Here is a 26,171-nt window from a genome sequence, read left to right on the forward strand (position 1 = left end):
GGAGCGGTTATTCAAGCCGTGTCCAGGTTTGGCCGCCGCAGATCACGCCGCCCAGGACGCAGCCCGAGACGCGCAAGCGGTCGGCACTGCGGAACCGCAGGCGGGCGCGGTAGATGCGGCCGTTTTCGACATCGAGAAGCGTGCCGCCGGTGAAGGCCGCGCCGTCCCAGGTCATGTCGCGCACGAGACGTGTACCGAAATACTGCGGATCGACATTTGCGCCGCCGCCCCCGGTCAGCGTGCCGCAATAGGCGGACCCGCAGGGGGCGAAGCGGACGATGCCCCAAGACCCGTTCCGCGCCCCGGTTTGCCAGACGCCATCGAGCGGATACGGTGGGCCGGGTTGCTGCGCGAGGGCGGCGAGTGGCAGGATCAGGGCGAGGAGAATGAGACGGATCATCGTGCGCGGCTTTCGGGGTCGGTTGGGACGGTGATGGCGATACAGGTCGTGTCGGGCCCGCGATCGGGAGTTGCGATGGACAGGCCCGCGCGCGCGGCCTGTTCGCGCACGATGGCCAGGCCAAGCCCGCTGCCGCCCGAGGCCTCGCCCTTGTCCCATGTCGCGAAGGCAAGATCCGACGCGCCGGGGTTGCGGATCTCGAACACGTAGCCCGCGGCGGTTTGGGTGCCGCTTACATCGAGGGGGCCGGGCGTACCGTGGGCGATGGCGTTCGACATCACGTTGCACAGCACCCGCATCAGCGCGAGCGGTTGGGTGCGCAGGGCGGCGGGAGCGACCTCCATCCGCAGCGCAAGGTCGCGCTCGGCGGCGTCTTCGGCGAACATCCGGCGCAGGGTTTCGGCGATTTGTTCCGTGCGGACATCTTCGGCGTCGTCGACAGGCACGCGCTCCTGTTTTGCCAGCGGGCCGGCATCAGTGGCGGCCTCGGTGATGTAGCTGGCGGCAAGTTCATCGAGGTAATCGAGGGAGGTCTGCAAATGGTCACGCGTGTCCTGAGGCATGTCGCGGGTCAGCGCGGCGAAGGAGGTCCGCAGCGACGACAAGGGCTGGCGGATGTCATGCGACGCGGTGGCAAGGCGCAGGTTGCGGTTGTGCGCGATCTCGACGGCGGCGCGGTGATTATCGCGGGCAACGAGCAGGGCTTCGTTGATGCGGGCCTTTTCCTCGGCGCGCTCCAAGGCCTCTTGCACGGCCAGCTCCCGGTCGGATTTCAGGATGAAGATGTTGCGCACGAACAGGGCACCGAAGCCGATGGTGATCGCGGCAATCAGGACCCGGTTGACGGCGATGGTCAGGCTTGCGCCCTCGCGCCCGCCCGCGATCACGAAAGTCCCCCCGATCAGCACTGCGGTGAGCAGGATCCAAATCAGGTTGCGAATGATCCGGTCATACCCGCCGCGCAGTTTCGAGAAAGTCGCAACCGGAAAGAAATGCGCCACAGCGACGGTGCAGCCCGCGGCACTGAACAGCAGGTATTGCGCATCTGGCGACACTGCGGTGGACAGAAGCCAGAGCCCGCCCATCGCAAGAGCGGCGAGCCGAAACGGTCCCTTGAGCCATGCCCATCTGTGGCCCGGCGGGATCGCCTGCGCCGCGATCAGATAGTTGATCGCCAGCATCGCAAAGCCGCAGGCGACCAGCATACGCGCGCTGATATCGAAGCCGGACCAGACGATGCCTGTGATGTTCTGCTCAAAGAGTGCGATGTAGATCAGACCCAAAAGTACCAACACCGTATATTGCGCCCAGATCCATTGCCGGAGCGACAGCGCGATGGCGATCAGCACGACAATCGCGGTCAGCGTGCCGGTGAAAAACGCCGCCGTTACGATCGCCGCGTCAGCCACATCGGTGAGGTTCTGAGCGGGCACGTCGAAGGTCACCGCACCTGCGGGCAGGCCCGCGAAGGACAGCGCGAGCAGAGAGGGGCAGAGGGTGAATATCGCCTTTGTCATGGGGCTCCGGTCGGATAGGCTCGGGCACGCGCACGGCCAATTGTGGACACCGAACCCGCTCGATGATGAAACGCTACACCGGAATGCTCGCCGATGATCACAAGATCGTCCGTATGGGCCTGAAATCCGCGCTGGAGCAGGGTGAGATGCTGCGCGATACGCCGGTCGATATCGTCGCCGAAGCGGAGGACGGCTTGCAGACCATCGCGCAGGTCAAGGCGCACCGGCCCGATCTGTTGATCCTTGACGTGTCCATGCCGATCGCGTCGGGGGCCGAGATCGTGGTGGATGTACAGCGGTGGAGCCCCGATACGAAGATCGTCGTTTATTCCGCCGTCACCTCGCCTGGGCTTTTGGCGCATTTGATCGAGGCGGGGGTGCATGGGCTGTTTGCGAAGGGGTCGGACGCGGCAGGAATGCTGGAAGCACTGCCCTTGATCCTTCGAGGCGGTCAAAAGGTCGATCCGGCGATCCTTGAGATTGTGCGCGACGCGCCCACGCCTGCGACGCTGACGGCGCGCGAACGGCAGACGCTCAATATGGTTCTGGCCGGGCGGACCAATGCGGAAGTGGCCGCCTTGATGGGCATCAGCCCGAAAACCGCCGAAAAGCACCGCGCCAGCATGATGGCCAAGCTCGACGTGCGCAGCCTGTCGGAGTTGATGGCCAAGGCCCTGCAAGAGGGTCTGATCGAACAGCATGGTCTGAAGTAACGGCATCGGGGCCTCCGGCATGTGGCCCACCAAAGCTAGCAGGCAACGCCGGGGGCCCATATGGGTAATCCCCCCCATATGGCCGGGGGCGGTGTGTCGGTAGGTCTGGGTCAGCGGCCGCAAAACGTGGTCCCTCCAACTTTAATGACCCAGATCAGGATTTTTCAAATGACCTTCAATTCCCTTCGCATCGCCTTTGCCTCCGCACTTGTCGCAGCTAGCGCCGTGTCCGGGGCCGCCACGGCCCAGACGATCCAGCCCGGCTACATTCAGACCCTCACGGTGAACTCGACCCGGGGCGGGTCGGAGATGGATCAGTTCTTCATCCCCGACACCGGCGCGAACGCCACGGTGACGCGGGTTTGCGTCATGAACCTTGGGGCCGTGCAGCGGGCCTTCACCCATACGGTCGCTGGCATCAACGCGCTGGTGGCGCATCCCGGCAGCCAGAGCTGCGCGAATTTCTCGTCTGAAAGCCGGGTCGCCTATGGCATGGTCGATGGGACCGAGCCCGCGCAGGCCAACCGCGCGATGGTGATGAACCTTGGCGCATTCGCGGGCGGCACGGTGACGTTTGTCTGGCGCTAGAACGGTGGACATACCGCCCCGACGCGACAGGCGCGGGAGACTGGAAGGGCGCGCTGCGGTGCGCCCTTTTCGATGTCGGATAGCGTGGGATTTATTGCGATTTCGTCGCCGACAGGCGGATGTGGCTTTGGGTCTCTGCAACCTCCGGCAAGGCGCGGATACGGTCGAGAATTGTGTCGAGTTCGGACAGCGAGGACGTGCGCACCTCGGCGACCAGATCGAAACTGCCGCTCAAGGTGTGAATGTCGAGTATGGCCGGGATGCGGTGCAGCGACACGATGGCCGCGCGACCATCGTCGGCATGCAATCGGATGAGGGTGAACGCGCTGATCTGCGCGTCGGCGCCGCCGGGTGAGAGATCGACGGTGAAGCGGTTGATGATATGTTGGTGGAGAAGACGGTCGATGCGGTTTTGAACGGTGCCGCGCGACACGCCGAGCGTTCGGGCCAGCACCGTCACCGAGGCCCGCGCGTCTTTCGTCAGGAGGTGCAGCAGCCGTTGATCGAGGTCGTCCATGGCGGCCATGTTGCAGTACACTTTGGCGGAATGTCAAAAGAATGACGAATTGCAAGATATTTTGCCATTCTGATTGACGCGGGCTTGGGGTCCAATCGAGCGATTGATCGGCGGCGGAGGCTTGGCATGAAAAAGATTGTTGTACTGGGACTTGGCAAGGTGGGCCGGCTTGCGGCGGAGCTTCTGCACAGTTCGGGGTTCGAGGTGACAGGCATCGACGTCGCGGCGCGCAGTGATTTGCCGTTTCCCGTCAAGACGCTGGAGTTGGGCCACAGCGCCGGGGTGGAGGCGATGTTTCGAAGGCAGGACGCGGTTTTGTCGTGCTTGCCGTTCCATCTGAATATCCCGTTGGCCGAGGCCGCCCATGGCGCGGGGATTGCCTATTTCGACCTGACCGAAGATGTTCCGACGACGCACCGGATCCTTGAGCTGAGCGCGTCGTCGAAGGGGCTGATGGCGCCGCAATGCGGCCTGGCACCGGGGTTCATCGGCATTGTCGGCGCGTCGCTGATTGCGCAGTTTGAAGATTGCCGGTCGTGCAAGATGCGCGTCGGAGCCTTGCCGCAGCATCCCACGGGGCTGATGGGGTATTCGTTCAACTGGTCGCCCGAGGGGGTGGTGAACGAATATCTGAACGATTGCGAGGTGATTGAAGACGGTGCGCGCAAGATGATCTCGCCGATGGAATGGATCGAGGACATCTATATCGATGGCATGAAACTGGAGGCCTTCACGACCTCGGGCGGGCTTGGCACCATGTGCGATACCTATCATGGCAAGGTCGGGAATATTGATTACAAGACAATGCGCTATCCGGGTCATGCGAAGCTGATGAACTTCTTCTTCCACGAGCTTTTGATGCGCGAGCGGCGGGCGGAGGCCGGTGCGATCCTGGTGAACGCAAAACCGCCGGTGGACGATGATGTCGTCTATGTGCACGCCTCCGCCGAAGGGGTGCAGGACGGGGCCTTGCGGCGGCGCGAATTTGTGCGCGGCTATCGACCGATCGAGATCATGGGCGAGCGGCGCACGGCGATTTCGTGGACGACGGCGGGATCGGTTGTGGCGATCATTGAAATGGTGCGCGATGGTCTGCTTCCGGCCTCGGGTTTCTTGAAACAGGAGGATATTGACCTCGACGCCTTCCTCGCGACACCGACCGGCGGGCTGTATGCGGCCTAACGCCAGTCGTCCAATTCGCCGGGGAAACGGCGGGGCATGAGGCCCATGTGGAACCACGTCACGAAGCTGTGGATCGAATAGACGGGCCGCCCGACATGACGGCGGATGTCGGCGGCATAGGGCACCATATTGGTGCATTCCAAAAGGATAGCACCGGTGCCGGGATGATCGGTCACAAGCTGTTCGGACGCGGTCAAGAGATCGGTGCGACAGGCCGCGAAATCGATCTCGATTTCGTCGCCCAAGACGGCGCGGGTGAATTCGGTGCCCTGATCCGTACCGACCACGGGCGTGCCGTCCTCGACACCGGCCGCGGCCAGATGCCGATGCGTCAGCGTCTGCTGCGAGATGGTCAGGATCGAGACATGTTGGCCAGGCGGCAGGGTCGCCGCGATCATCGGCGCTTGCATCAACGCGGAGGTCGCCACGGGAACGCCAAGCGCCTCGGCCAGTTCATCCTGCAGGAGGGCGAGAAAGCCACAATTGGTGGCGATCCCGTCACAGCCCATGGCAACCAGATCGCGCCCGGCAGCGATGAAATCCTCCAGCCGCGCCTCGGGATTGCCGCGCACGATATTGTCCGGCGTGGCGCCACGCACGACACCGTATTGCACCGGAAATGGCCAGCTCAGCGCATTGCCGATATCGCCGGGGATGCGTGGGAATTGTGTCTCAAGCATCAGGATGCCGACGCTTGCGCCGTAGACCGTTTTGCCGCCGCGCGTCTTGGGGTCATTGGGTCGCGTCATCTTAACCCGCCCGCACATAGATCTGGGAAAAGGCATTGCGCACGGCCTGCGCTGCGTCTTCCTTGCGCATTGCGATATGGTCGCGCAGCGCCGTCAGTGCCGCGTCCAGATCGCCGTCACGCAGCGCGTCGAGGATCGCGCGATGCGCCTTCATCCGCCCGGTGGTTGCGCCCTGTTGGCGGGTCATCTTCAAGCCGATCATGCGCACGTAGCGGATGCGTCCGTTTATGTTGACCAACATCCGTTCCAATTCCGCGTTCCGCGAGAGGCGCACAAGCGCGAGGTGAAAATCCTCATCCATGTTCAGAAGCGTTAGCCGGTCCGTGGTCTCTTCGTAAAGCGGTTCGATGGTGTCGAGTTGCGCCGCAATCGCCGCGATGTCGGCCGCGCTGGCGCGGTGGCTTGCAAGGCGCAGTGCTTCGCATTCCACGGCGGCGCGCGCCTCGTAAAGGTCGAGGATTTGCTCCGGCGTCAGCGCCCGGCAAAAGAAGCCCTGACCCGGGGTGAAGGTCATGTAACCTTCTGACACCAAACGGTTCAACGCCTCCCGAAGGGGGGTGCGGCTGACCGAGAGAGCCTTGGCCATCGCGCCTTCACGGATCCGTTCCTCCGGGCGGATTTCGAAGTCAGCGGCCATCCGGCGCAAATGCGCGGTCAGGCGATCCACGTTGTTGTCTGCCAATGCGTGCCTCTTTCATAAGACTGCGCAAGCTTGAAACGTCAGCCATCGCGTTGCAAAGTATACCGTACTGTATACAGCCCTGCATGCAGTTTTGCCAGAAGGGAAAGGCGCGATGTCGAACAAGATGAATGGGGCCGATGCATTGGTCGGGATGCTCAAGGCGCACGGAGTCCGGCACATCTTCGGGCTGTGCGGCGACACGTCATTGCCGTTCTACGATGCGATGCGATCCCATGGCGGCGAAATCACCCACGTGCTGACCCGCGACGAACGCTCCGCCACTTATATGGCCGACGCCTATGCCCGTGTGACCGGGCGGCCCGGCGTTGCCGAAGGGCCGTCAGGCGGGGGCGCCACCTATATCCTGCCAGGCCTGATCGAGGCCAGTGAATCCAGCTATGCGGTGCTTGGCATTACAACGGATATTTCGGTTGGGACCTACGGCAAATATCCCCTGACTGAAGTGGACCAGAACGCCTTGATGGCGCCGGTCACGAAGTGGAATCAGGTGATCGTGCAGGCCGCGCATATCCCGCGCATGGTGCGCACCGCGTTTCGCGCGATGACCACGGGGCGGCCCGGCGCGGCGCATCTGGGGCTGCCGTATGACATCCAATACGATGCCGTCGATCCGGCGGATATCTGGGCCGATACGCAGCACCAGAGCTTTCCGTCCTACCGGCAGGGGCCGGAGCCCGGCGCGGCCGAGGCGGCGGTTGATGCGATCCTGTCTGCGAAATCGCCGCTGATCGTGTGCGGGGGCGGGGTTGTGATCGCCGGTGCGATGGAGGAGTTGGCGCGCCTGGCCAATCGTCTGGACATCCCGGTGGCGACGTCGATTTCGGGCCAGGGATCCCTGGCGGACCGGCATCCGCAATCGCTTGGCGTGGTCGGCTCCAACGGGGGCACGGACGAGACGTGGGAAGCGATGGAAGCCGCCGATCTGGTGGTCTTCATGGGATGCCGCGCGGGATCGACCACCACGGCGCGCTGGGAAGCTCCGAAGCCCGGCGCGCGGATCGTGCATTTCGACAGCGACCCGATGGTGATCGGCGCGAATTACCCGACCGAGGTGGGCGTTGTGGGCGATTTGCGCCTCTCGCTGGCGGCGGTCAACGCGACGCTGGATGCGCGCGGGCAGGGGGATACGCGTTTCGGCGGGGCGCAAACCGTGGCCGACATCAAGGCCCGCAAATTCGATCGGTTTGAGGCGCTTGCAAGAAGCGATGCGGCCCCCATCCGGCCCGAACGGATCGTCGCGACGCTCAACAGGATCCTGCCGGATGACGCCATCATCGTGTCGGACCCCGGCACAAGCTGCCCCTACATCTCGGCCTATTACCAACAGGCGCAGCCGGGGCGGTTCTTCATCACCAATCGGGCGCATGGGGCGCTTGGCTATTCCCTGTCGGCGTCGCTGGGCGCATGGTTCGGACGGCCAGGCTCAAAGGTCGTGGCCTTGATGGGCGACGGATCGTTCGGGTTCACCTGCGGGGAATTGGAGACCGTCGCGCGAGCGGAGGCGAACATCACGTTTGTGGTGGTCTCGAACGCGAATTTCGGGTGGATCAAGGCCAGCCAGATGGCCGACAAAGGCGCGCGATATTACAACGTAGATTTTGGCCGGGTCGATCACGCGGCGATAGCTGTGGCTTATGGATTGAAGACCTGGCGGGTGGGGGATCCGGGCGATTTGCAGCGCAGTCTGGAGGCGGCCATTGCCTTCGATGGACCCACGCTTGTCGACGTCGTGACGCAGCCATTGGAAGAGGCCGCGGCGCCCGTACGGCGGTGGATGGGTTAGGGGGTCTCGGCATTCCATGGCAGTGTGCTGTCGGAGCGCGCGCGGTTAATTTCGGCCAGAAGCAGGTCGAGAAACTGCCGCCCAAGCGCGGACATGGGCCGGTCGCGCGAGGTGACGACGACCATATCCATCATGATCCGGGGGCGGAATGGTCGTGTCACGAACCCGCCGACCTCATCATATTTCAACAACAGCGGATCGAGGACGGCGACCCCCATACCTTCCTTCACGAAGCTGAGGATGTTCTTGAACAGATGCGAATGCACGCGAACGGTCCAGGTCACCCCGGCGCTGTCGAAGGCCTCGCGCATACGGCGGTTGCTCATGTGATCGGGACCCATTGCGATCATCGGCTCGCCCGCGAGCAGTTCCGGTGTGAGGACCTGATGCTGCGTCAACGGAGTGTCGGGATGCATCGCGACGACCATCTCAAGGCTGAATGGATGCACGTCGAGGGCGTCGTAGAGCACGGGCGTTTCGCAGACCCCGATCTCGAACAGGCCGGAGACGACCCATTCCTGCACCTTAGGCGAGTATTGCGATTGAAACGAGATCGACATGTCGGGCCGGTCGCGGGCGAATTGCGCGATCAGCCGGGGCATGAAGCCGAACGACAGCGCGTGTTGTGAAGCAACCTGCAATTGCCCGCCCTGCTTGTTCTGAAGATCGGTAATCGCCTGGCCCACGTGATCAAGGCCGCGCACCACTGTGTCGACCTCCTGGTAGAGCACGCCAGCCTCGGGCGTGGGGATCAGGCGGCCCCGCACGCGTTCGAACAGCTTGAACCGGGTCTCGCGCTCAAGCTGCGCGATCAGGTTCGAGGTGCCCGGCTGTGAGATGCCGAGCACACCCGCCGCCCCGGTGACGGTGCCGGTCTCGTAAATCGCATGGAAGGCTTGAAGCTGTCGGAATCGGATGGCCATTCGGTATACGTATCACTTTTTGTTATGCATATGCCACAATACGGTATTTGAAATGATATTGCCGCATGGGCAGAGTTCATAGTGCGCCCGGTGACGTCGGGCGCGTTTGGGGGCGACGATGTCAGAGACCGAGTCCAAGATCACTGATCTGAAGATCTGGCACCTGTCTTTGCCGGTGAATGCGCGGCGCGATCACGGCATCGGATCGGTCGAGCATGCGGTTGATATTGTTGTCTTGCGACTGACGTCTGAGGGCGGTGCTATGGGCTATGGTGAGGCGGCGCCCTGGGTTGTTTTCACCGGCTCGGCAGAGGCCACCTACGCAGCGCTTGATCGCTACATTCGCCCGCTGGTTGTGGGTCAGCGTCTGGCCGATCACGCCTCAATCATGGAGCACGCGCGCCATGCCGTCGCCCATTGCACCGAAGCCAAGGCGGCGCTTGATACGGCGCTTTTCGATCTGCGGGCCCGGGCGGCGGGGGTGCCGGTCTGGGCGTTGTTGGGCGGGCGGTACAAGGATCGCATTCCGCTATCGTGTTCCATCGCGGATCCGGATTTCGACAAGGACCTGACGCTGATGGCGCGGCTGCGCGGCGATGGGGTGCGGATCATCAAGGTCAAGACAGGGTTCAAGGATCATGAGTTCGACATGATGCGCCTCGAACGCCTGCGCCGTGATTTCCCGGAATTCGATATCCGCGTCGATTACAATCAGGGGCTTCACCAAGACGAGGCGATGGCCCGTGTCAGCGATGTGGCACAATTTGCGCCGAGCTTCATTGAACAACCAGTGAAGGCCCATCTGCATGACCTCATGGCGCGCATCCGGGACAGCATTGATGTGCCGCTGCTGGCGGACGAGAGCATATTCGGCCCCGAAGACATGGCGCGGCTGGCCGGGATCGCGGATGGGGTGTCGATCAAGATCATGAAATCCGGTGGGCTGACCCGCGCGCAGACCGTGGCGCGGATGGCGGCAGCCAATGGGCTGTCGGCCTACGGTGGCGATATGTTCGAGGCTGGTTTGGCGCATCTGGCAGGCGCGCATATGATTGCAGCGACACCGGAAATCACATTGGGGTGCGAGTTCTATCAGGCCTATTATTTCCTGAACGAAGACATCCTCGACGTGCCGTTCCCGATCAAAGACGGCCACGTCATCGTGCCCGACACACCCGGCCTTGGGTGCGAGATCAGCCCCGACGCGCTTGCGCGCAATACCGTAAGGGTCAGCCCATGAGATGCGCAGTCTTTCGCAGCCGCCGCGCGCATGGCACGCCACCATGCGCTGTTCGAAACAAGGGGATGTGGACATGACAACCGGCCGTCCAACCGTTGTTATCGGTGCCGGTATCGTGGGTGTCTCGACCGCGATCTGGCTGCGGCGGAGCGGTGTGCCGGTGACGCTGGTCGACCGTGGCGCGCCGGGTCAGGGGACGTCTTATGGCAATGCCGGGGTGATCGCGAATTGCTCCATGGTGCCGGTCACGACGCCGGGCCTGATCCGGAAAGGCCCGAAGCTGGCGCTGGATCCGAACTTTCCGCTGTTCGTGCGATGGTCGTATCTGCCGCGTCTTTTGCCCTGGCTGGTGAAGTATCTGGGCCATGCCAACGATGCCGATACGCGCCGCATTGCGGGCGGGCTGACCCAGATCGTCGGCGATGCGACCGATCAACATCACGCGCTGAGCGATGGAACGCGGGCGCAGGATTGGATCGTGAACAGCGACTACACCTTTGCTTACGCAGATCGCGCGGCGTTCGAGGCCGACGATTACGTCTGGGATTTGCGACACGAGGCGGGGTTTGATCCGGTCCTGGTCGAAGGCTTCGCCGTGACGGAATACGAACCGAACCTCGGGCCCGCAGTGGGATGCCTCGCGGTGATGAAGGACCACGGTTTCGTGCGTGATCCGGGCGGCTATGTCGCCGCTTTGGCTGAGGAGTTCCTGAGCCTTGGCGGGGTGTGGCATCAGGCCGACGTCAAGGGATTCAGCTTCTCCGGTGATAAGGTCAGTGCGGTGGAAACCAGCACGGGGCCGCTGGCCTGCGCCGATGTGGTTCTGGCCACGGGGGTCTGGTCGAAGTCTTTGATGAAGCAACTGGGCCTCACGATCCCGCTTGAGACCGAACGCGGCTATCATATCGTGTTCGAGGGCGCGACGGGCGGTCCGTCGGTGCCGATGATGGTTGCGGCGGGCAAATTCGTGGCCACGCCGATGGCCGCGGGGCTCAGATGCGCCGGGGTCGTTGAATTCGGCGGGTTGGAGGCCGGGCCGTCCGCAGCTCCGCTGGCGCTGCTGCGCAGGCAAGTGCGCAAGGCGTTCCCCAATCTCAAGGCCGGGGAAGAGGTCGAATGGCAAGGCCACCGCCCGGCCCCGTCCGACAGCCTGCCGTTGATCGGGCAGGTCGGGCGCACCGGCGTCTACGTGGGTTTCGGGCATCACCACATCGGCCTGACGGGGGGGCCGAAAACCGGCCGCCTTCTGGCGCAGATGATGACGGGTCAGACCCCGAATATGGACATGACCCCCTTCGACCCTGCACGATTTGCAGGTTGAACCATAACAACAAGAGCAACAATCACGACACTTCAACAAGGAGAGAAAACAATGAAAACCACCCATATCGCGGTCTGCATGGCCGCCGCATTGGTCGCCTTCCCGGCGGCTGCCGAAACCTGGGACATGCCGATGGCGTATTCCGGTTCGAATTTCCATTCTGTGACCGGCGCCGAGTTTGCGCAATGTGTGACCACCGGCACCGGCGGCGAGATCGAGATCACGACACACCCGGGCGGCTCGCTGTTTGCGGGCGCTGACATCAAGCGCGCGATCCAGACTGGGCAGGTTCAGATCGGCGAACGCCTGTTGTCAGGTCACCAGAATGAAGATGCGCTGTTCGGGTTCGACAGCATCCCCTTCCTTGTCGGCTCCTTCGATGAGCATGACATGCTTTGGGAAGCCGCCGAGGGCCCCATCCGCGAGCTTCTGGAAGGTCAGAACCTGCATCTGCTGTATTCCGTGCCATGGCCGCCGCAGGGCCTGTATTTCAACCAGGAGGTCAATTCCGTCGCCGATATGGAGGGCATTCGCTTCCGCTCCTACAACAACGCCACCAACCGCCTGGCAGAGCTGACGGGTATGTTGCCGGTGCAGATCGAAGCGGCCGAAATCAGCCAGGCGTTTGCCACGGGCGTGGCCTCGTCGATGGTGTCGTCCGGTGCGACCGGCTATGATCGCCGCGTCTGGGAAAGCCTGAGCCACTTCTACGAAGTCGATGCCTGGCTGCCGCGCAACTACATCATGGTGAATGCCGAGGTGTGGGAAGGCACGTCCGAGGCCAACCAGAATGTCATCAATGCCTGCGCAGAACTGGCCGAGTACGCCGGCACATGGCGGGCGCGGGAATACACCGGCTTCACGCTGGCGGGCCTTGCCGCGGGTGGCATGACTGTTGAGCCTGCGGGCGAGGCCCTGATGGGCGAGCTGCGTGCCATCGGGGAGACGATGACGGCCGAATGGCTGGAGGCCGCAGGCCCCGAAGGTCAGGCGATCGTGGACGCGTACCGCGAAGCAGCGGCTGCTGCGGCCTCCGAATAAGCCACAGCGCCCAAGACCTCGGGCAGGCCGGACCATCTGGCCTGCCCGTTTCCACATTCTCCAGACAGGATCACGTGCCATGGGCGTTATTCGGACCTCCCTCGACTGGCTCTACCGCATCTCCGGCGTGTTGGCCGCCTTGTGCCTCATTGGCATCCTGCTGATGATCGTGGCGCAGATGGTGGCGCGCTGGATCGGCGATATCTTTCCCGGTGCCCCGCAATACGCAGGCTACCTGATGGCCGCCGCCAGTTTCCTCGCCTTCGCCAACGCGCTGAACGGCGGGGCGCATATCCGCGTGTCGATCCTGCTGAACGCTGTCCCGCCCAAGATCAAATGGGTGCTTGAGGTCTGGTGCTTCGGCATCGCAACGGCCGTGATCGCCTATTTCGTCTACTACGCTTACTGGTTCGTCTACTGGTCCTGGCGCTTCAACGAAGTCAGTCAGGCGCAAGACGCCAGTCCGCTCTGGATCCCGCAATCGGTCATGGTGATCGGCGGTGTGATACTTCTGATCGCGTTCATCGACAACCTCGTCTCGGTGCTTTCGAAAGGCGACCATCGCCTCGGCAGCAATGTCGTCGACCAAAGCTTGGGGGAGTGATCAGATGACCGAACTTTATGCCATCATCCTCTTTCTCTTTGTACTCTTCCTGCTTCTGGGCACCGGTGTCTGGGTCGGCGTTGCACTGATGGGCGTGGCCTGGGTCGGGATGGAATTGTTCACCACACGTCCCGTCGGCGACACGATGATCACCACGATCTGGGCCACCTCGTCGAGTTGGACCATCACGGCGCTGCCGCTGTTCATCTGGATGGGCGAAATCCTCTACCGAACGCGCTTGTCCGAGGACATGTTCAAGGGCCTCTCGCCATGGCTTGCCCGCCTTCCGGGCGGCCTCGTACACACCAATATCGTCGGCTGCACCGTTTTTGCCGCGGTCTCTGGCTCCTCTGCGGCGACGTTGACGACCGTGGGGAAGATGTCGATCCCGGAACTACGCCAACGCAACTACCCCGAACATATCGTCATCGGCACGCTGGCGGGCGCGGCCACGCTTGGCCTGATGATCCCGCCCTCGCTGGCGCTGATCGTCTATGGCGTCGCGGTGAACCAATCGATCACCGAACTGTTCTTTGCGGGCGTCTTTCCGGGCCTTGTCCTGGCGCTGATGTTCATGGGCTATGTGGCGATCTATTCGGTGCTTTCGCGGGGATGGGCGCCGACGATGGAAACGGCGATGAGCATTGGGGAGAAGCTGAAGAATTCACGCTTCCTGATCCCGGTCATGCTGCTGATCTTCGTTGTGATCGGGTCGATGTACACCGGCACCGCCACGGCGACGGAGGCGGCGGCCATCGGTGTGATCGGCTCGCTGGTTCTGGCCGCGTCGCAAGGCTCGCTCAACTGGTCCAGCTTCCGCGAAAGTCTGATGGGGGCCACGCGCACCTCGGCGATGATCATGCTGATCCTCGCAGGAGCGGCGTTTCTGAAGCTGTCGATGGGCTTCACCGGTCTGCCCCGGGCGCTGGCCGATGGCATCGCGGCAATGGAGCTGTCGCGGTTCGAGCTTCTGATGATGCTTCTGGTGTTCTACATCATCCTCGGCATGTTCCTCGATGGCATCTCTTCGGTGGTGCTGACCATGGCGGTGGTGGAGCCGATGGTTGTCGAGGCGGGCATTGACCTGATCTGGTTCGGCATCTTCGTGATCGTCGTGGTGGAAATGGCGCAGATCACCCCGCCCATCGGGTTCAACCTCTTCGTGCTGCAGGGCATGACGGGACACGAAATGGGCTACATCGCCAAAGCAGCCCTGCCGATGTTCCTGATCATGGTGCTGATGTGCTTCATCCTGATCTGGGTGCCGGATCTGGCGATGTGGCTGCCGGAGACGATGCGATCCGGGCCGCAATGACGCCGCTCGCCCGGGCGCTCGCGTTTTGCGCCCGGCACGGTCGATGGGGTCTTGTGGTGGGGCTGGCCTGCGGTCTGACCCTTCCGGGCTTGGCCGCCGCAATGCGCCCGTGGCTGCCGCAGATGGTGGCGGGTCTGTTGTTCATAACCGCCTTTCGGATCGGTTACAGCGCGTCTGTCGGCAAGGTGACCGATCTGCCACGGGTCTGTGCCGAGGCGCTGGTGCTCCAACTCTGCCTGCCGCTTTTCGGCTTCGGCCTGTTTTGGGTGTTTGGGCTGAATGGGGCGCTGGCGGCGACGGCGATTGTGTTGATGCTGGCCGCCCCCTCGATCAGCGGGAGCCCGAACTTCAGCATCCTCATGGGCCACGACCCTGCCCCCGCGATGCAAGTCCTGGTGGTTGGAACGGCACTGTTCCCACTGACCAGCATCCCCGTGCTGTTGTTGTTGGGGTCCGCGTTCGGCGGCGCAGGCACGGTTCTGTCCATCGGCTTGACCCTGATTGCAGTGATCTTCCTGGCGACCGGCGCCGGGTTCGCGTTGCGCGCGATTGTGCTGCCGCGCCCGACGGCAGCCCAGTTGCAGAGCCTTGACGGCGTGGGCGTCCTGGCACTTGCCATCATCGTCGTGGGCTTGATGGCCGGGATCGGACCGATCCTTGAGGCCTCGCCGCTAAGCTTGCTGGGATGGGTCGCCTTGGTGTTCGCGGCGAATTTCGGCCTTCAGATCGTCTCCTACCGCAGCATTCGACACATCGTCCCGGCGCCGCGCGCGGCCCCGCTCAGCATCATTTCCGGCAACCGCAACGTCGCCATGTTCCTGCTGGCGCTGCCTGCGGGGGTGACCGATGAGCTGCTGGTTTTCATCGGTTGCTACCAACTGCCGATGTACCTGACGCCGCTTCTGCTTCGATGGTTCTACCGGATCGGTTGAGCGGTCTGGGTAGCTTTCGGTGGGCTATGCGACTCCGCGGGCCCCTGCACATCTCGCCAAGGCTGGCCTTGCCAACGGCGAGACCCGACATGCGTTCGGGTCACATAAGGCAGATCAATTTCACCGATCCCTTTGGGCTTGGCCTCCGGTTTCAGCGTCCCGAGCTTCGCACCGCTCAGGGGCATGTGAGGGCATCCGGATACCCTTGGATACAGGGCCTTATCGGATGTCTTTAACCATGTTTGGATGAGAATTTGGTGCCGCTGAAGGGACTCGAACCCCCGACCCCATCATTACGAATGACGTGCTCTACCATCTGAGCTACAGCGGCTTACCGGCGGCGCTCATAGCAAGCCGCGCGGCGGATGGATAGACCTAATTTCGCGCTTCGGTCGTGATTTCCACGGTCTCGGCATCGGGCGTCTCAGGGTCCGGCTCGGACATCGTGTCCGGTTCGGAAATCTCAGGCTCGGCGACCAGGATATCGGCCTCTTCGGTAGGCTCGCGTTGATCTTCCAACGCGCCGACGATCAGCGGCAGCATCTGCGTGGGTCCGGCCAATGCGGCCTGCGATTGCCGCACTTCGGACCAGTCCAGCGTGTCGAAACTGTCGCAATTCGCACAGACCGGGCGCCAATCCTCATGCACGTGGCCGCAGTTGTTGCAGACCCACTGGTTGCCGCGTGAAGCCGTGACGGCGCGCGCAAGCCAGCCGCGCACAACGCGATCCTCGGCGCCTTCGCCGCGTTCGATGGCAGCCATCAGGGTCAGGGACCGGGCGGTTGGGTTGCTTTCGGCCAGATCGCCAAGCGCCTTGCGGGCGGCGGGGAAATCCTCGGCCGCGATCTGCAGCTCGGCGTCGAGCATTTTGACCTCAGGGTGGCCTGTATGGCGCGCCAGAAGGGGGCGGAACCGGCGCAGGCGCAGGGCGGGCGTTTCATCCGGTTCGATCTCTGCGAAGGCCGCGGCCAGGTCGGGGTGCGGGGCCTGATCCCAGGCCTTGCGGATGGTCTTGGCGGCTTGGCGCTTGTTGCCGGCTTCGGTTGCCAGACGCGCGGACATGACCGATGCGGGCACCAATCCCGGGGCCAGACGGCTGGCCTCGGCGACGTCGCGGGTGGCCGTGACGACCTGTCCTTCGGCCATCGCATCGCGGGCATGGGCCAGAGCCAGAACCGCATCGCGGCGGCGGTGCAGATCGCGCGGGACGTTGCCAGATTTGAGCGCCTGGGCCAGCGTGCTGCGCGCGCCTTGCCAATCTTCGCTGCGCGATTGCAGCTGCATCAGGGTGGTCTGGACCTCTGCGTTTTTCGGGCGCAGGGCCATCGCCTTTTCACCCAGTTTCAACGCAGTGTCGGTGTCGCCTTCGTCGAGCTTTTGCTTCATCAGGCCGCGCACGCCGACAAACCGCGTGCGGTCGTCCTGCACCAGCGCCTTGAACGTCTTCGTGGCGAGGGCATTGTCGCCCACCATCTCAGCGCCTTGCGCCTTCACGAGGTTGGTCAGTTCGGGCCGGTTGAGGTATTTGCCCGCACGCTCGGCCTTGCGGATCGCCAGACGGCCTTCGCCTGCGGCCAGCGCCATCATGCCTTCGCTGAGCGCCTCGAAGCCCTTACGCTCGGACCGGCGATCAAAATAGCGGCTGACAGCGGTCTCGTCACCGTTGAGGAATTTCAGGGTCGCGACCAGAAGGCCCACAATCTTGAACAGGATCCACACCGCGATCAGCAGAACCAGCGCCCCGACCACGGCAAGGATCGGCGTGATGATGTATTCGGTGCCCAACAATTCCAGGCGACCGAGATTTTCCATCTCGAACAGGATCGTCACGCCGAGGGTCAGGCCCACGACAATGGCGATGAACAGAATGATTTTCAGTAGCGACCAGAGCATGTCCCGCTCTCCTTAATTGTCGAGCGTGGCGGCAAGCTCCGCCAGGGCAGCGTCGGCGTCGGCGCGGGTTTGAACCTGTCCGACCCAATCGGCCAGAAGCGCTTTTGCACCTTCGGGTAGCGCGGCGATTTCGGTGAGCGCGGTAGACAGGTCGCCCGCTTCGACGGCGGCCCCAACCCGGCTGAGCACGGCGTCAGGGTCATTGCCGTCACGCGGGACAACCGACCGCCCGCCGATCTGGTTCTGAAGGAACGCCCCCAGACCACCCATCACGTTGTCGCCGGCGGTTTCGCGGTTGGCTTCGGCCAAGGCGGCGCGAGCGGCGGCCGGGTAGCTGGCCTGCAAATCCTCAAGGGTCGGCACGCCGGTTTCCGCCACCGCTTGCAGGGCGTCGGGCGCATCGACCGGAAGGGTGCCCAACGCGTCGGCGAAGGGGTCACCTGCGGCCATGGCGATCTGGATGCGGCTCAGCGCGGCCTGCGCTTGCGTGGCGGCGGCAGTGGCCTGCGCTTCGGCTTGAGCTTCGGCAATGGCGGCCTGCGCGGCGTCGGAGGCGGCCTGCAATTCGGCGGCAGCCGCGGCCTGCACGGCTTCGGCCTCGGCCACCGCTTCGGCGGCGGCGGCGCGTTCTTCGGTAAGCCGGGTTTCCAGCGCTTCGACAGCCTCCGCCATCGCGGCACTGTCTTCGGCAACCTCGCCGGTGAAGATCGGACGATCTTCCAGGGCCACAACACGACCGGTCAACGCCTCGACGGCGGAGCCGACACCGGCCACGTCGTCGGAGACACCCGCAATCGCGCTTTCAACGCCCGAAAGATCCACCTCGGGGGCGGCAGGCGGTTCGGCATTGGCGAGGGTCGCGACCTGCTCTTGCAGATCGGAAATAGTGCCTTGCTGCGCCTCGATCTGCTCAAGGGCGGCAGTCAACGCGGGGTCCTCTGCGGCGGTGTCGGTCGGGCGCAAGCCCATAAAGGCGGCCCCATAGCCAAGCGCCGCTGCCACCACACCACCGATCAGAAGCGGGCCAAAACCGGGGCCGGTTCTCTCGACGATGCGTTCAACAGGCGCGTCGGCTGGCGCGGCCTCTTCGACGATCTCGGTCTGCACACTGTCGTCGCCCGCGCTTTCAGCGGCGGTTGTTTCGCCGGGTTCGATCGTGACGCGGCCACCGGGGTCAGGTTCCGCCGCGACGGCATCTTCCCCGAGCGTATCGTCGCCCAGAAGAACGGTATCGCCGCCCAACGCATCCTCTGTGACGTCAGGCGCGACGCTGTCGCCCGCGTCGGTTTCGCTCTTGGTCCGGCTGCCCGAACCGGAGGACGGTTGCTTCGCCATGTGCTGAGGCCCCTCATCTCTGTCACTTTCGGCTACCTCGCCCGCGTGGCACGCACGCCGAGTCAGCCCGGCCTAAGGTGTCACGACCCCGCGACGGCTTCTAGGGGGAATTCCGCCGCATTCCGCATCGTTTCACCGCCTCGTGCATTTCCGCGCCGGTCGGATGGGCAAGGACATGAGTGCGCGCGTGCAACGCGTCGGGCAGCGCCTGTTTCACGGCAGGGCTCATGGCGAAAAGGGTCATCTGATCGGGCGAATGCCCCATGGCCTTCGCAAATCGCTTGGCACTGCGCGGAGAAAACAACGGTACGATTAGCTCGGAACACCCCATGGCTTTGTGAAATTCCGGGCCGGGTGGCAGATCGTTTTGCGCGTAGACCGCCTGTTCCCGCACATCGTGGCCCGCTTTCCGCAGGCGTCCGGCCACGTCGCCCCGCGTGTGTACGCCGTGGACATGCAACAACGGCCCCTCGGGCGCATGCGCACTGAAGGCCGCCACCAGACCATCGGCATCCGGGCCCAAAACCTCTGCCACAAAGCCCGCCGCATTGGCAGCCTCGGCGGTGCGCGGGCCGACGCAGAACGCAGGCAAGCGCGCCTGGGGCAGGAACGGCACAGCGTTTTCGGAGGTCAATATCAGGCCCGATACTCCGTCGAGCGTCACGGCATCGCCGATACCCACGATCTCCATCAACGGGGCGATGACCACATCGACCCCTTCGAGGCCCTGGGCAAACCGTTCCGACGCCGCTCTGGTGCGGGTCAGCAGGAGGGTGGGGCGCGAGTGGACAGCCATGGGGCGGAGTGATACCCCGCGTGGGCTTGGCAGACAATTGCAGCGCGCACCCATGACCCTCACGCTCCTCGGCATCGAAAGCTCTTGCGACGACACCGCCGCCGCCATTTTGCGCGGCACTGGCGATGCGCCGGTCATCCTGTCGAATGTTGTGCGCAGCCAGACAGACCTGCACGCGGCTTTCGGCGGGGTGGTGCCCGAGATCGCCGCGCGGGCGCACGCCGAGGCGCTGGACCTGATGGTGGAACGGGCGCTGACGCAGGCCGGTGTGACGTTGCCCGAGATCGACGCGATTGCCGTGACTGCGGGGCCGGGCCTGATCGGTGGGGTCTTGTCCGGGGTGATGGCCGCGAAGGGATTGGCGATGGGTCTTGGCAAGCCGCTTGTCGGGGTGAACCATCTTGCGGGCCATGCGCTCACGCCGCGGCTGACCGATGGGGTAGCCTTTCCCTATTTGCTGCTGCTGGTCTCGGGCGGACATTGCCAATTTCTGCGCGTTGACGGCCCGGACGCCTTCATCCGGCTTGGCGGCACCATCGACGATGCTCCGGGCGAAGCGTTTGACAAGGTCGCGCGGCTTCTGGGCCTGCCGCAACCGGGTGGGCCGTCGGTCGAGCGTGCGGCGCAGGCGGGTGATGCGACCCGTTTCAAACTGCCCCGCCCCCTGCTGGACCGGCCCGGCTGCGACCTCAGCTTTTCGGGGCTGAAGACGGCCGTTTTGCGCGCCCGCGATGACCTTGCGGCCGAGCGCGGCGGGATGACGGAGCAAGACCGAGCCGATCTTTGCGCGTCGTTTCAAAGGGCAGTGGCCGATGTGCTGTCCGAGAAATCCCGCCGGGCGCTAGGCGATGCGGATGTGACGGCCTTCGCGGTGGCCGGCGGCGTGGCGGCGAACACAGAGCTGCGCGCCCGGCTCGAAGCAGTGAGTGATCTCCCGTTTGTGGCGCCGCCATTGGCGCTTTGCACCGACAACGCGGCGATGATCGCTTATGCCGGAATGCTCGCGGTCGAAGATGGCCGGACGGATGATATGACGCTGATCGCCCGCCCGCGTTGGCCGCTGGACAGCACCGCCGCGCCGATGATCGGCTCGGGCAAGAAGGGGGCGAAGGCATGAGGCTCGACATCATCGGCGGCGGCGCCTTTGGCACCGGGCTGGCCATCGCGTTCGCAAACGGCGGCATCGACATCACCCTTTGGGCGCGCGACATCGACACGTTCGTGGGCGGCGAAAGCAATCGGTTGCCGGGGCACAAGCTGCCGGTGACGATCAACGTGACGGGCGATTTGGGCGCGTGCACGGCAGAAACGGCGTTGTTCGCCCTGCCAACGCAGGCGTTGGGCGGGTTCGTGTCGGCGCATCGCGTGCGCGCCAAGGTGGCGATTTCCTGCGCCAAGGGGATCGACCGTTCCTCGGGCCTCGGCCCCTCGGCGCTGCTCGCGGATCACATTCCGCAGGTGGCGCAGTTGACGGGGCCGAGCTTCGCGGCGGATATCGCCAAGGGGCTGCCGACCGCGTTGACGCTGGCGTGCGAAGACAATGCCCTGGGCGCGCATTTGCAGCAGGCGCTCAGCACGCCGACTTTGCGGATTTACAGAACAACCGACGTGGTGGGCGCAGAATTGGGCGGGGCGTTGAAGAACGTCATCGCCATCGCCGCCGGGGCGGTGATCGGCGCGGGTCTGGGCGAAAGTGCGCGCGCGGCCCTGATCGCGCGGGGCTTTGCCGAGATGACCCGCTACGCGACCGAAAAGGGCGCGCAGGCCGAGACGTTGACGGGCCTGAGCGGTCTGGGCGATCTGATATTGACCTGCGGGTCAGAGCAATCGCGCAACTTCCGGTTCGGGCATGCCTTGGCGCGCGGCGAAACGCTTCCGGCTGATACCACGGTGGAGGGGCTGCACACCGCCCGCCAGCTCAGCGAAAGCGCGGCTGACACGCCTATTGCGGATACCGTCGCGGCGCTGGCCGATGGCAGGCTCGACATCTCGGGCGCGCTCGATCACCTTTTGAACCGACCCCTGAAACCGGAGTGACCCCCCATGCATGTTGTCCTGATCGCCACCGATAAGCCCGGCCATCTTCAGACCCGCCTCGACAATCGCGACGCGCATCTCGCCTACGGGCGCGACAGCGGCAAACTGGTGATGGCGGGGCCGTTGCTGGACGACGAGGATCAGATGTGCGGCAGCCTTCTGGTGATCGAGGTCGCCACGATGCAGGAGGCCTATGATTTCGCCGACAATGACCCCTATGCAAAGGCGGGCCTGTTCGAGAAAGTGCGGATCGAAAAGTGGAAGAAGGTGATCGGCTGATGCGCTACTGGCTGTTCAAATCCGAACCCTCGACCTGGTCCTGGGATCAACAGGTCGCCAAGGGCGCGTCCGGCGAGGAATGGGACGGCGTGCGCAATTATCAGGCGCGCAATTTCATGCGCGAGATGGAAGTCGGCGACCAGGGGTTCTTCTACCATTCTCAGAAGGAGAAAGCCGTGGTGGGGATTGTCGAGGTCTCGGCCAAGGCGCATCCCGACAGCACAACGGACGATGACCGGTGGGACTGCGTGGACATTAAGGCGCTGGAGCCGCTGCCGACGCCCGTGACGCTTGATCAGATCAAGGCCGACGAGCGGTTGGCCGATATGGTGTTGGTGAAGAATTCGCGGCTGTCGGTGCAGCCGGTGACCGAGGACGAGTTCAAGGTGATCTGCGCCCTCGGCGGGCTCTGGGCCTAGTTCAGCGCAGCGAGGCCATCGTGAAGAGAACGCTGAAATCTTCGCACCAGATCACGACGCTGCCGTAGTCGGAGATGTCGACGCTGCCGGGGATGCCGTAGGTCTGCGTGCCTGTCGGCGATTGCAGCGCGCCAAGCGAGACATAGGTGCTGGCGAGGACGGCGTTGTTCGTGTTTGGGGCATCGGCAGCGACCAGCCAGACTTCGAGGTCCGGGCCGGGCGTGACCGAGAAATTACTCAATTGCAAGACGGTCTGACCATCGGCGGTCTGCGCGACGGTGGCGGTGCCCGAACCGGTGTAACGCGGCGAGATATCCTGGAACGTGCCGCTGGCCACGGCGGACGCGGTGCTTTGGGCTTCTGCGGGGGGAACGATACCGCCCAGTCCGGCGAGGCCGACACAAAGGGCGAGGGAAAGAGCGATAGGGCGCATGGGGTGATCTCCGGCACGAGTGAAACTGTGCGCAGACTAGGCGTCTGTGTATGGGCAAGGAAAATCACGTTCGCGGGACGGGCGCGTGAACAAGTGAGATGCGGCATGTAGATTTGGCGCGAAAAGCTTGGTTTTCAAATAGAAATGGGGGGTCCCGACCCCTCAGGAACCCCCCATCCACCCACGCGCGGCCTCGCTCCGCTCGCGTATCTGAATATCGGGTCCGCCTTCCTGGCCGGACGGTTGGCTTATGGCACGTTCGCCGCTTCGCAGCAAAGAAATAGCCCGCAGCATTTGACCTAAATGCACTGCGACACCGGGCGGACGGGCCCACGGTGCCAAGGCCACGGCGCGCTCTCCCATACGAAAAAGACCCGCCCGGTGAGGGGCAGGTCTAACAGCTTCGGAGCGATCCAAGCTTACTTGTAGACGCTTTCTTTGCCGAAGTGCTTGGTCAGCATGTAGTAAACCACGGCGCGGTATTTGTTGCGCTCGGACTTGCCATAGGTCTCGATGACGGAATTGATCGCGTTCATCAGGTCGGGGCTGTCAGGCAAGCCCAGCTTTTTCATGAGGAAGTTGTTTTTGACCGTCTCAAGCTCGGACGGCTGGCTTCCGGCGACGGTCGAGGCGTCGGCGTCGTAGATCGACGGGCCGCAGCCAATGGTGACTTTGGTCAGCAGCGCCATATCCGGCTCCATGCCGCACTTTTTCCGCAGGTCATCGGCATATTGCGCGATCAGATCGTCACGTTTTCCCATAGGATTCTATCCCCCATTCGTTTTTCCAGGTCTCGCACCCGGCCTATGCGGCCTGGCTCGCGCAAAAGGTTAAACGGCCCATCGCTAAGGTTGAAAGGAAAAGTTGCAGGGAAAAATATCGGCGCCCTCCCCTGCGCTCATGCTGCAACAAGGGGGGTGACGTCACCTTTGCGCAAAACCGTCTCCGCTTAGGCCGTGCGCCCGAAGACCTCGCGCACCATCGGCACAAAATGATCGAGGGGGAGGCTATTGTAATCAGGGTCGAAACTCGCCTGATCCCAGCGTTCGCAGAAGGTCGCGCAGCTTTCGACACAGGGGTGATCGCGGTGCCGATCGCGGGCGTTGCGGTCCCAGCCGTAATGGTGGCCGTAGTACAGAATCTCGAAAATTCCGTGGTGCTCGACCACCCACGATACGTCCCAACGCACGAAGGGGCGGATCACTTCGGCGGACATGCGATCGTGATTCTGCGGGGTCAGCCCGTCGCCGATATCATGCAAGAGCGCGCCGACAATCCAGTCGATATCCGCGCCGTCGCGCTCCGCCCGCGTGGCCGATTGCACGGCATGTTCCAGCCGCGTGATCGGCTAGCCTTCCAAAGTGATGTGTTTCTGGCCGCGAAGCTCGTCCAGCACGCGGTCGGCAGTCAACGCAAGGAACGGTTTTTCGAGCTCGCTCAGCAAAGCGTAATCCGCCTGCGTCCCGTCTTTCATCTGGGTGAAGCGGACTGTTTTGCGCATGGGGCCCTCGGTGTTTCGGGCAGCGTCGAGCATTGGCGACGGTCGGTCAATCGCGGTCCCGCAGGTTTTTTGCGTGCCGTTCATCCTTTCGTAACCCTGCCACGGGACAAACCCTGTCGATGCATCAACGCGGGGTCCTTTGACGGGGGCCTCGGTGACGACGACGGTTTGGGTATCCGGCCAAAGACCGCCCCTTCATTGGGCGCAGATCGGTTATCTCGGACGCGCAGAATTCCGGTTCGGTCAGGTGACACTGATCGGATGCGAACCGCCGCACATGCGCGGCGCCGCGTATCTCTTGTCTGTCTTATCGGGGGCGCATCCGTCCCCGACATATCCTCCAGAGACATCCTTTAAACGGAAACGACCGGCCCCATGGGGACCGGCCGCGCGTTCCGTGCGTTTCGCTATTGGCGGGGTTCAGTAACGGTAGTGTTCGGGCTTGAACGGCCCGTCCTGCGGCACGCCGATGTAGTCGGCCTGCTCCTTGTCCAACTCGGTCAGCTTCACGCCGATCTTCGCCAGATGCAGACGCGCAACCTTTTCATCGAGCTTCTTTGGCAGGATGTAGACCTGATTCCCGTATTCGTCGCCGCGCTGCCACAGCTCCATCTGTGCCAGCACCTGGTTGGTGAACGACGCGGACATCACGAACGAGGGGTGGCCCGTCGCGTTGCCGAGGTTCAGAAGGCGACCCTCGGACAGCAGGATCAGACGATTGCCTGACGGCATCTCGATCATGTCCACCTGTTCCTTGATGTTCGTCCACTTGTGGTTTTTCAGGCTCGCCACCTGAATCTCGTTGTCGAAATGGCCGATGTTGCCGACGATCGCCATATCCTTCATCTCGCGCATATGCTCGATGCGGATGACGTCCTTGTTGCCGGTGGTGGTGATGAAGATGTCGGCGTCGAGGTTTTCTTCCAGCAGCACAACTTCGAACCCGTCCATGGCCGCTTGCAGCGCGCAGATCGGATCGGCCTCGGTCACCTTCACGCGGGCGCCCGCACCGCGCAGAGACGCGGCGGAGCCTTTGCCCACATCGCCATAGCCCATCACCACGGCGACCTTACCGGCCATCATCGTGTCGGTGGCGCGACGGATGCCGTCGACCAGGCTTTCCTTGCAGCCGTATTTGTTGTCGAACTTCGACTTCGTCACGCTGTCGTTCACGTTGATTGCGGGGAACGGCAGCTGGCCATTCTTTTGCAGATCATAAAGGCGATGCACACCGGTGGTGGTCTCCTCCGACACGCCCTTGATATGATCGCGCATCTTGGTGAACCAGCCGGGGCTGGCCGCCATGCGCTTGGCGATCTGCTGCTTGATCACCTCTTCTTCCTCGGATTGTGGGACGGGAATGATCTCTTCCCCCGCCTCGGCGCGCGCGCCCAGAAGGATGTAGAGCGTCGCGTCGCCGCCATCGTCGAGGATCAGGTTCGGCCCATCGGGGAACATGAAGCTCTGGTCGAGATAATCCCAATGCTCTTCCAGCGACTGGCCCTTCACCGCAAACACCGGGATGCCCGCCTTGGCGATGGCCGCCGCCGCGTGGTCCTGCGTGGAGAAGATGTTGCACGAGGCCCATCGCACGTCCGCGCCGAGATCGACCAGCGTTTCGATCAAAACCGCGGTCTGGATCGTCATGTGCAACGAGCCGACGATACGCGCGCCCTTCAGCGGCTTCTCCGCGCCGTATTCTTCGCGCAGCGCCATCAGGCCCGGCATTTCGGTTTCGGCAATATCGAGTTCCTTGCGACCAAACTCGGCCAATGCGATGTCCTTGACGACGTAATCACTCATGTTTCTGCCTCCTGCGGCGCGCATCAAATGCTTGTTGCGCGATCCCATACCAGCCCCTCGGAGGCGGAGCAATGCAACGCGCCGCGCGCCTTTGATAGCGGTGATTTGGGTCTGCAATGCGCCGCGTATGCTTGAGGTACGGCGCCG

General features: G+C 63.5%; 28 protein-coding genes and 1 tRNA gene. 14 read left to right on the forward strand and 15 right to left on the reverse strand.

What is annotated here, in order from left to right:
- Positions 1-7: 7 nt before the first annotated feature.
- Positions 8-400 carry a DUF2147 domain-containing protein gene (locus V8J83_RS11670; RefSeq protein WP_339986500.1) on the reverse strand — a complete coding sequence of 131 codons (393 nt, stop codon included), beginning with the start codon at positions 398-400 and terminating at the stop codon, positions 8-10.
- Positions 397-1,917, reverse strand: a complete 1,521-nt coding sequence (locus tag V8J83_RS11675; protein WP_339986501.1) for a sensor histidine kinase — start codon at positions 1,915-1,917, stop codon at positions 397-399. Before V8J83_RS11675 ends, V8J83_RS11670 begins: the two co-directional genes overlap by 4 nt.
- A gap of 65 nt (positions 1,918-1,982) precedes the next feature.
- Between V8J83_RS11675 and V8J83_RS11680 the strand changes: the two genes are divergently transcribed.
- Positions 1,983-2,630 carry a response regulator gene (locus tag V8J83_RS11680; RefSeq protein WP_339986502.1) on the forward strand — a complete coding sequence of 216 codons (648 nt, stop codon included), beginning with the start codon at positions 1,983-1,985 and terminating at the stop codon, positions 2,628-2,630.
- Positions 2,631-2,798: 168 nt separating this feature from the next.
- Positions 2,799-3,218: a hypothetical protein gene (locus tag V8J83_RS11685; RefSeq protein WP_339986504.1), complete on the forward strand. Its 420-nt coding sequence runs from the start codon at positions 2,799-2,801 to the stop codon at positions 3,216-3,218.
- A 91-nt stretch (positions 3,219-3,309) separates the two neighbouring features.
- On the opposite strand, the gene V8J83_RS11690 is transcribed toward V8J83_RS11685, so the two are convergent.
- Positions 3,310-3,735 (reverse strand): Lrp/AsnC family transcriptional regulator, encoded by a 426-nt coding sequence (locus V8J83_RS11690; protein ID WP_339986505.1) that lies wholly within the window; start codon positions 3,733-3,735, stop codon positions 3,310-3,312.
- 126 nt (positions 3,736-3,861) lie between these two features.
- On the opposite strand from V8J83_RS11690, the gene V8J83_RS11695 reads away from it, so the two are divergent.
- Positions 3,862-4,917 (forward strand): saccharopine dehydrogenase family protein, encoded by a 1,056-nt coding sequence (locus V8J83_RS11695; RefSeq protein WP_339986507.1) that lies wholly within the window; start codon positions 3,862-3,864, stop codon positions 4,915-4,917.
- Here V8J83_RS11695 and V8J83_RS11700 read toward each other — a convergent pair.
- Together V8J83_RS11700 and V8J83_RS11705 are read right to left on the reverse strand one after the other, a co-directional pair.
- Positions 4,914-5,666: an aspartate/glutamate racemase family protein gene (locus V8J83_RS11700; protein WP_339986508.1), complete on the reverse strand. Its 753-nt coding sequence runs from the start codon at positions 5,664-5,666 to the stop codon at positions 4,914-4,916. The two genes, V8J83_RS11695 and V8J83_RS11700, sit on opposite strands and share 4 nt — an antisense overlap.
- A 1-nt stretch (position 5,667) precedes the next feature.
- Positions 5,668-6,348, reverse strand: coding sequence for a GntR family transcriptional regulator (locus tag V8J83_RS11705; protein WP_339986509.1), 681 nt, complete (start codon positions 6,346-6,348; stop codon positions 5,668-5,670).
- 112 nt (positions 6,349-6,460) lie between these two features.
- Between V8J83_RS11705 and V8J83_RS11710 the strand changes: the two genes are divergently transcribed.
- On the forward strand, positions 6,461-8,152 hold the full coding sequence (locus tag V8J83_RS11710) for a thiamine pyrophosphate-binding protein (RefSeq protein ID WP_339986510.1): 1,692 nt from the start codon (positions 6,461-6,463) through the stop codon (positions 8,150-8,152).
- Here the strand turns inward: V8J83_RS11710 and V8J83_RS11715 are convergent.
- Complete coding sequence (locus V8J83_RS11715; RefSeq protein WP_339986511.1) at positions 8,149-9,075, reverse strand: LysR substrate-binding domain-containing protein; 927 nt, start codon at positions 9,073-9,075, stop codon at positions 8,149-8,151. The two genes, V8J83_RS11710 and V8J83_RS11715, sit on opposite strands and share 4 nt — an antisense overlap.
- Positions 9,076-9,193: 118 nt before the next feature.
- Between V8J83_RS11715 and V8J83_RS11720 the strand changes: the two genes are divergently transcribed.
- The 6 genes from V8J83_RS11720 to V8J83_RS11745 all read left to right on the forward strand — a co-directional run bounded on the left by V8J83_RS11720 (position 9,194) and on the right by V8J83_RS11745 (position 15,528).
- Positions 9,194-10,315 (forward strand): enolase C-terminal domain-like protein, encoded by a 1,122-nt coding sequence (locus V8J83_RS11720; protein ID WP_339986513.1) that lies wholly within the window; start codon positions 9,194-9,196, stop codon positions 10,313-10,315.
- Positions 10,316-10,388: 73 nt separating this feature from the next.
- Complete coding sequence (locus V8J83_RS11725; RefSeq protein WP_339986514.1) at positions 10,389-11,636, forward strand: NAD(P)/FAD-dependent oxidoreductase; 1,248 nt, start codon at positions 10,389-10,391, stop codon at positions 11,634-11,636.
- Positions 11,637-11,687: 51 nt separating this feature from the next.
- Positions 11,688-12,677 carry a TRAP transporter substrate-binding protein gene (locus V8J83_RS11730; RefSeq protein ID WP_339986515.1) on the forward strand — a complete coding sequence of 330 codons (990 nt, stop codon included), beginning with the start codon at positions 11,688-11,690 and terminating at the stop codon, positions 12,675-12,677.
- 79 nt (positions 12,678-12,756) lie between these two features.
- On the forward strand, positions 12,757-13,281 hold the full coding sequence (locus tag V8J83_RS11735) for a TRAP transporter small permease (RefSeq protein WP_339986516.1): 525 nt from the start codon (positions 12,757-12,759) through the stop codon (positions 13,279-13,281).
- 4 nt (positions 13,282-13,285) lie between these two features.
- Positions 13,286-14,596: a TRAP transporter large permease gene (locus V8J83_RS11740; RefSeq protein ID WP_339986517.1), complete on the forward strand. Its 1,311-nt coding sequence runs from the start codon at positions 13,286-13,288 to the stop codon at positions 14,594-14,596.
- Positions 14,560-15,528: a hypothetical protein gene (locus V8J83_RS11745; RefSeq protein ID WP_339986518.1), complete on the forward strand. Its 969-nt coding sequence runs from the start codon at positions 14,560-14,562 to the stop codon at positions 15,526-15,528. Before V8J83_RS11740 ends, V8J83_RS11745 begins: the two co-directional genes overlap by 37 nt.
- 255 nt (positions 15,529-15,783) lie before the next feature.
- Here V8J83_RS11745 and V8J83_RS11750 read toward each other — a convergent pair.
- From V8J83_RS11750 to V8J83_RS11765, 4 genes are all read right to left on the reverse strand, one after another.
- Positions 15,784-15,859 (reverse strand) — tRNA-Thr (locus tag V8J83_RS11750).
- A gap of 44 nt (positions 15,860-15,903) precedes the next feature.
- The gene (locus V8J83_RS11755; RefSeq protein ID WP_339986519.1) at positions 15,904-17,421 is read right to left on the reverse strand and encodes a heme biosynthesis protein HemY; all 1,518 of its coding nucleotides are present in this window, start codon (positions 17,419-17,421) and stop codon (positions 15,904-15,906) included.
- Positions 17,422-17,433: 12 nt separating this feature from the next.
- Entirely contained in the window at positions 17,434-18,756 is a 1,323-nt protein-coding gene (locus V8J83_RS11760) for a COG4223 family protein (protein ID WP_339986522.1), read from the reverse strand.
- Between the two features lie 100 nt (positions 18,757-18,856).
- Positions 18,857-19,552, reverse strand: coding sequence for a uroporphyrinogen-III synthase (locus V8J83_RS11765; protein ID WP_339986524.1), 696 nt, complete (start codon positions 19,550-19,552; stop codon positions 18,857-18,859).
- A 52-nt stretch (positions 19,553-19,604) separates the two neighbouring features.
- On the opposite strand from V8J83_RS11765, the gene tsaD reads away from it, so the two are divergent.
- The 4 genes from tsaD to V8J83_RS11785 are packed head-to-tail and all read left to right on the forward strand — an operon-like array spanning position 19,605 to position 22,287.
- Positions 19,605-20,669, forward strand: coding sequence for a tRNA (adenosine(37)-N6)-threonylcarbamoyltransferase complex transferase subunit TsaD (tsaD, locus tag V8J83_RS11770; RefSeq protein WP_339986525.1), 1,065 nt, complete (start codon positions 19,605-19,607; stop codon positions 20,667-20,669).
- Positions 20,666-21,589: an NAD(P)H-dependent glycerol-3-phosphate dehydrogenase gene (locus V8J83_RS11775; protein ID WP_339986528.1), complete on the forward strand. Its 924-nt coding sequence runs from the start codon at positions 20,666-20,668 to the stop codon at positions 21,587-21,589. The genes tsaD and V8J83_RS11775 overlap by 4 nt, the downstream gene beginning before the upstream one ends.
- Positions 21,590-21,595: 6 nt before the next feature.
- The gene (locus tag V8J83_RS11780) at positions 21,596-21,868 is read left to right on the forward strand and encodes a YciI family protein (RefSeq protein ID WP_339986529.1); all 273 of its coding nucleotides are present in this window, start codon (positions 21,596-21,598) and stop codon (positions 21,866-21,868) included.
- Positions 21,868-22,287 carry an EVE domain-containing protein gene (locus tag V8J83_RS11785; protein WP_339986531.1) on the forward strand — a complete coding sequence of 140 codons (420 nt, stop codon included), beginning with the start codon at positions 21,868-21,870 and terminating at the stop codon, positions 22,285-22,287. Before V8J83_RS11780 ends, V8J83_RS11785 begins: the two co-directional genes overlap by 1 nt.
- A gap of 1 nt (position 22,288) precedes the next feature.
- Here the strand turns inward: V8J83_RS11785 and V8J83_RS11790 are convergent, their stop codons facing one another.
- The 5 genes from V8J83_RS11790 to ahcY all read right to left on the reverse strand — a co-directional run bounded on the left by V8J83_RS11790 (position 22,289) and on the right by ahcY (position 26,024).
- A complete protein-coding gene (locus tag V8J83_RS11790) occupies positions 22,289-22,720 on the reverse strand; it encodes a DM13 domain-containing protein (protein ID WP_339986534.1) in 432 nt (143 codons plus the stop codon).
- A gap of 419 nt (positions 22,721-23,139) precedes the next feature.
- Complete coding sequence (locus V8J83_RS11795; protein ID WP_339986535.1) at positions 23,140-23,481, reverse strand: DUF2853 family protein; 342 nt, start codon at positions 23,479-23,481, stop codon at positions 23,140-23,142.
- 188 nt (positions 23,482-23,669) lie between these two features.
- Positions 23,670-24,065 (reverse strand): HD domain-containing protein, encoded by a 396-nt coding sequence (locus V8J83_RS11800; RefSeq protein ID WP_339987007.1) that lies wholly within the window; start codon positions 24,063-24,065, stop codon positions 23,670-23,672.
- A gap of 3 nt (positions 24,066-24,068) precedes the next feature.
- Positions 24,069-24,221: a hypothetical protein gene (locus tag V8J83_RS11805; protein ID WP_339986537.1), complete on the reverse strand. Its 153-nt coding sequence runs from the start codon at positions 24,219-24,221 to the stop codon at positions 24,069-24,071.
- 420 nt (positions 24,222-24,641) lie between these two features.
- Positions 24,642-26,024, reverse strand: a complete 1,383-nt coding sequence (gene ahcY, locus V8J83_RS11810) for an adenosylhomocysteinase (RefSeq protein WP_339986539.1) — start codon at positions 26,022-26,024, stop codon at positions 24,642-24,644.
- Between the last annotated feature and the right edge of the window lie 147 nt (positions 26,025-26,171).

This window comes from Gymnodinialimonas ulvae (assembly GCF_037543845.1).
GTDB classification, from domain to species: domain Bacteria; phylum Pseudomonadota; class Alphaproteobacteria; order Rhodobacterales; family Rhodobacteraceae; genus Gymnodinialimonas; species Gymnodinialimonas ulvae.

What these genes read in the sequence shown, in the direction of transcription:
- V8J83_RS11670 (WP_339986500.1), bottom strand. Translation starts at nt 400, where the DNA reads ATGATCCGTCTCATTCTCCTCGCCCTGATCCTGCCACTCGCCGCCCTC.
- V8J83_RS11675 (WP_339986501.1), bottom strand. Translation starts at nt 1,917, where the DNA reads ATGACAAAGGCGATATTCACCCTCTGCCCCTCTCTGCTCGCGCTGTCC.
- V8J83_RS11680 (WP_339986502.1), top strand. Translation starts at nt 1,983, where the DNA reads ATGAAACGCTACACCGGAATGCTCGCCGATGATCACAAGATCGTCCGT.
- V8J83_RS11685 (WP_339986504.1), top strand. Translation starts at nt 2,799, where the DNA reads ATGACCTTCAATTCCCTTCGCATCGCCTTTGCCTCCGCACTTGTCGCA.
- V8J83_RS11690 (WP_339986505.1), bottom strand. Translation starts at nt 3,735, where the DNA reads ATGGACGACCTCGATCAACGGCTGCTGCACCTCCTGACGAAAGACGCG.
- V8J83_RS11695 (WP_339986507.1), top strand. Translation starts at nt 3,862, where the DNA reads ATGAAAAAGATTGTTGTACTGGGACTTGGCAAGGTGGGCCGGCTTGCG.
- V8J83_RS11700 (WP_339986508.1), bottom strand. Translation starts at nt 5,666, where the DNA reads ATGACGCGACCCAATGACCCCAAGACGCGCGGCGGCAAAACGGTCTAC.
- V8J83_RS11710 (WP_339986510.1), top strand. Translation starts at nt 6,461, where the DNA reads ATGTCGAACAAGATGAATGGGGCCGATGCATTGGTCGGGATGCTCAAG.
- V8J83_RS11715 (WP_339986511.1), bottom strand. Translation starts at nt 9,075, where the DNA reads ATGGCCATCCGATTCCGACAGCTTCAAGCCTTCCATGCGATTTACGAG.
- V8J83_RS11720 (WP_339986513.1), top strand. Translation starts at nt 9,194, where the DNA reads ATGTCAGAGACCGAGTCCAAGATCACTGATCTGAAGATCTGGCACCTG.
- V8J83_RS11725 (WP_339986514.1), top strand. Translation starts at nt 10,389, where the DNA reads ATGACAACCGGCCGTCCAACCGTTGTTATCGGTGCCGGTATCGTGGGT.
- V8J83_RS11730 (WP_339986515.1), top strand. Translation starts at nt 11,688, where the DNA reads ATGAAAACCACCCATATCGCGGTCTGCATGGCCGCCGCATTGGTCGCC.
- V8J83_RS11735 (WP_339986516.1), top strand. Translation starts at nt 12,757, where the DNA reads ATGGGCGTTATTCGGACCTCCCTCGACTGGCTCTACCGCATCTCCGGC.
- V8J83_RS11740 (WP_339986517.1), top strand. Translation starts at nt 13,286, where the DNA reads ATGACCGAACTTTATGCCATCATCCTCTTTCTCTTTGTACTCTTCCTG.
- V8J83_RS11755 (WP_339986519.1), bottom strand. Translation starts at nt 17,421, where the DNA reads ATGCTCTGGTCGCTACTGAAAATCATTCTGTTCATCGCCATTGTCGTG.
- V8J83_RS11760 (WP_339986522.1), bottom strand. Translation starts at nt 18,756, where the DNA reads ATGGCGAAGCAACCGTCCTCCGGTTCGGGCAGCCGGACCAAGAGCGAA.
- V8J83_RS11765 (WP_339986524.1), bottom strand. Translation starts at nt 19,552, where the DNA reads ATGGCTGTCCACTCGCGCCCCACCCTCCTGCTGACCCGCACCAGAGCG.
- tsaD (WP_339986525.1), top strand. Translation starts at nt 19,605, where the DNA reads ATGACCCTCACGCTCCTCGGCATCGAAAGCTCTTGCGACGACACCGCC.
- V8J83_RS11775 (WP_339986528.1), top strand. Translation starts at nt 20,666, where the DNA reads ATGAGGCTCGACATCATCGGCGGCGGCGCCTTTGGCACCGGGCTGGCC.
- V8J83_RS11780 (WP_339986529.1), top strand. Translation starts at nt 21,596, where the DNA reads ATGCATGTTGTCCTGATCGCCACCGATAAGCCCGGCCATCTTCAGACC.
- V8J83_RS11785 (WP_339986531.1), top strand. Translation starts at nt 21,868, where the DNA reads ATGCGCTACTGGCTGTTCAAATCCGAACCCTCGACCTGGTCCTGGGAT.
- V8J83_RS11790 (WP_339986534.1), bottom strand. Translation starts at nt 22,720, where the DNA reads ATGCGCCCTATCGCTCTTTCCCTCGCCCTTTGTGTCGGCCTCGCCGGA.
- V8J83_RS11795 (WP_339986535.1), bottom strand. Translation starts at nt 23,481, where the DNA reads ATGGGAAAACGTGACGATCTGATCGCGCAATATGCCGATGACCTGCGG.
- V8J83_RS11805 (WP_339986537.1), bottom strand. Translation starts at nt 24,221, where the DNA reads ATGCGCAAAACAGTCCGCTTCACCCAGATGAAAGACGGGACGCAGGCG.
- ahcY (WP_339986539.1), bottom strand. Translation starts at nt 26,024, where the DNA reads ATGAGTGATTACGTCGTCAAGGACATCGCATTGGCCGAGTTTGGTCGC.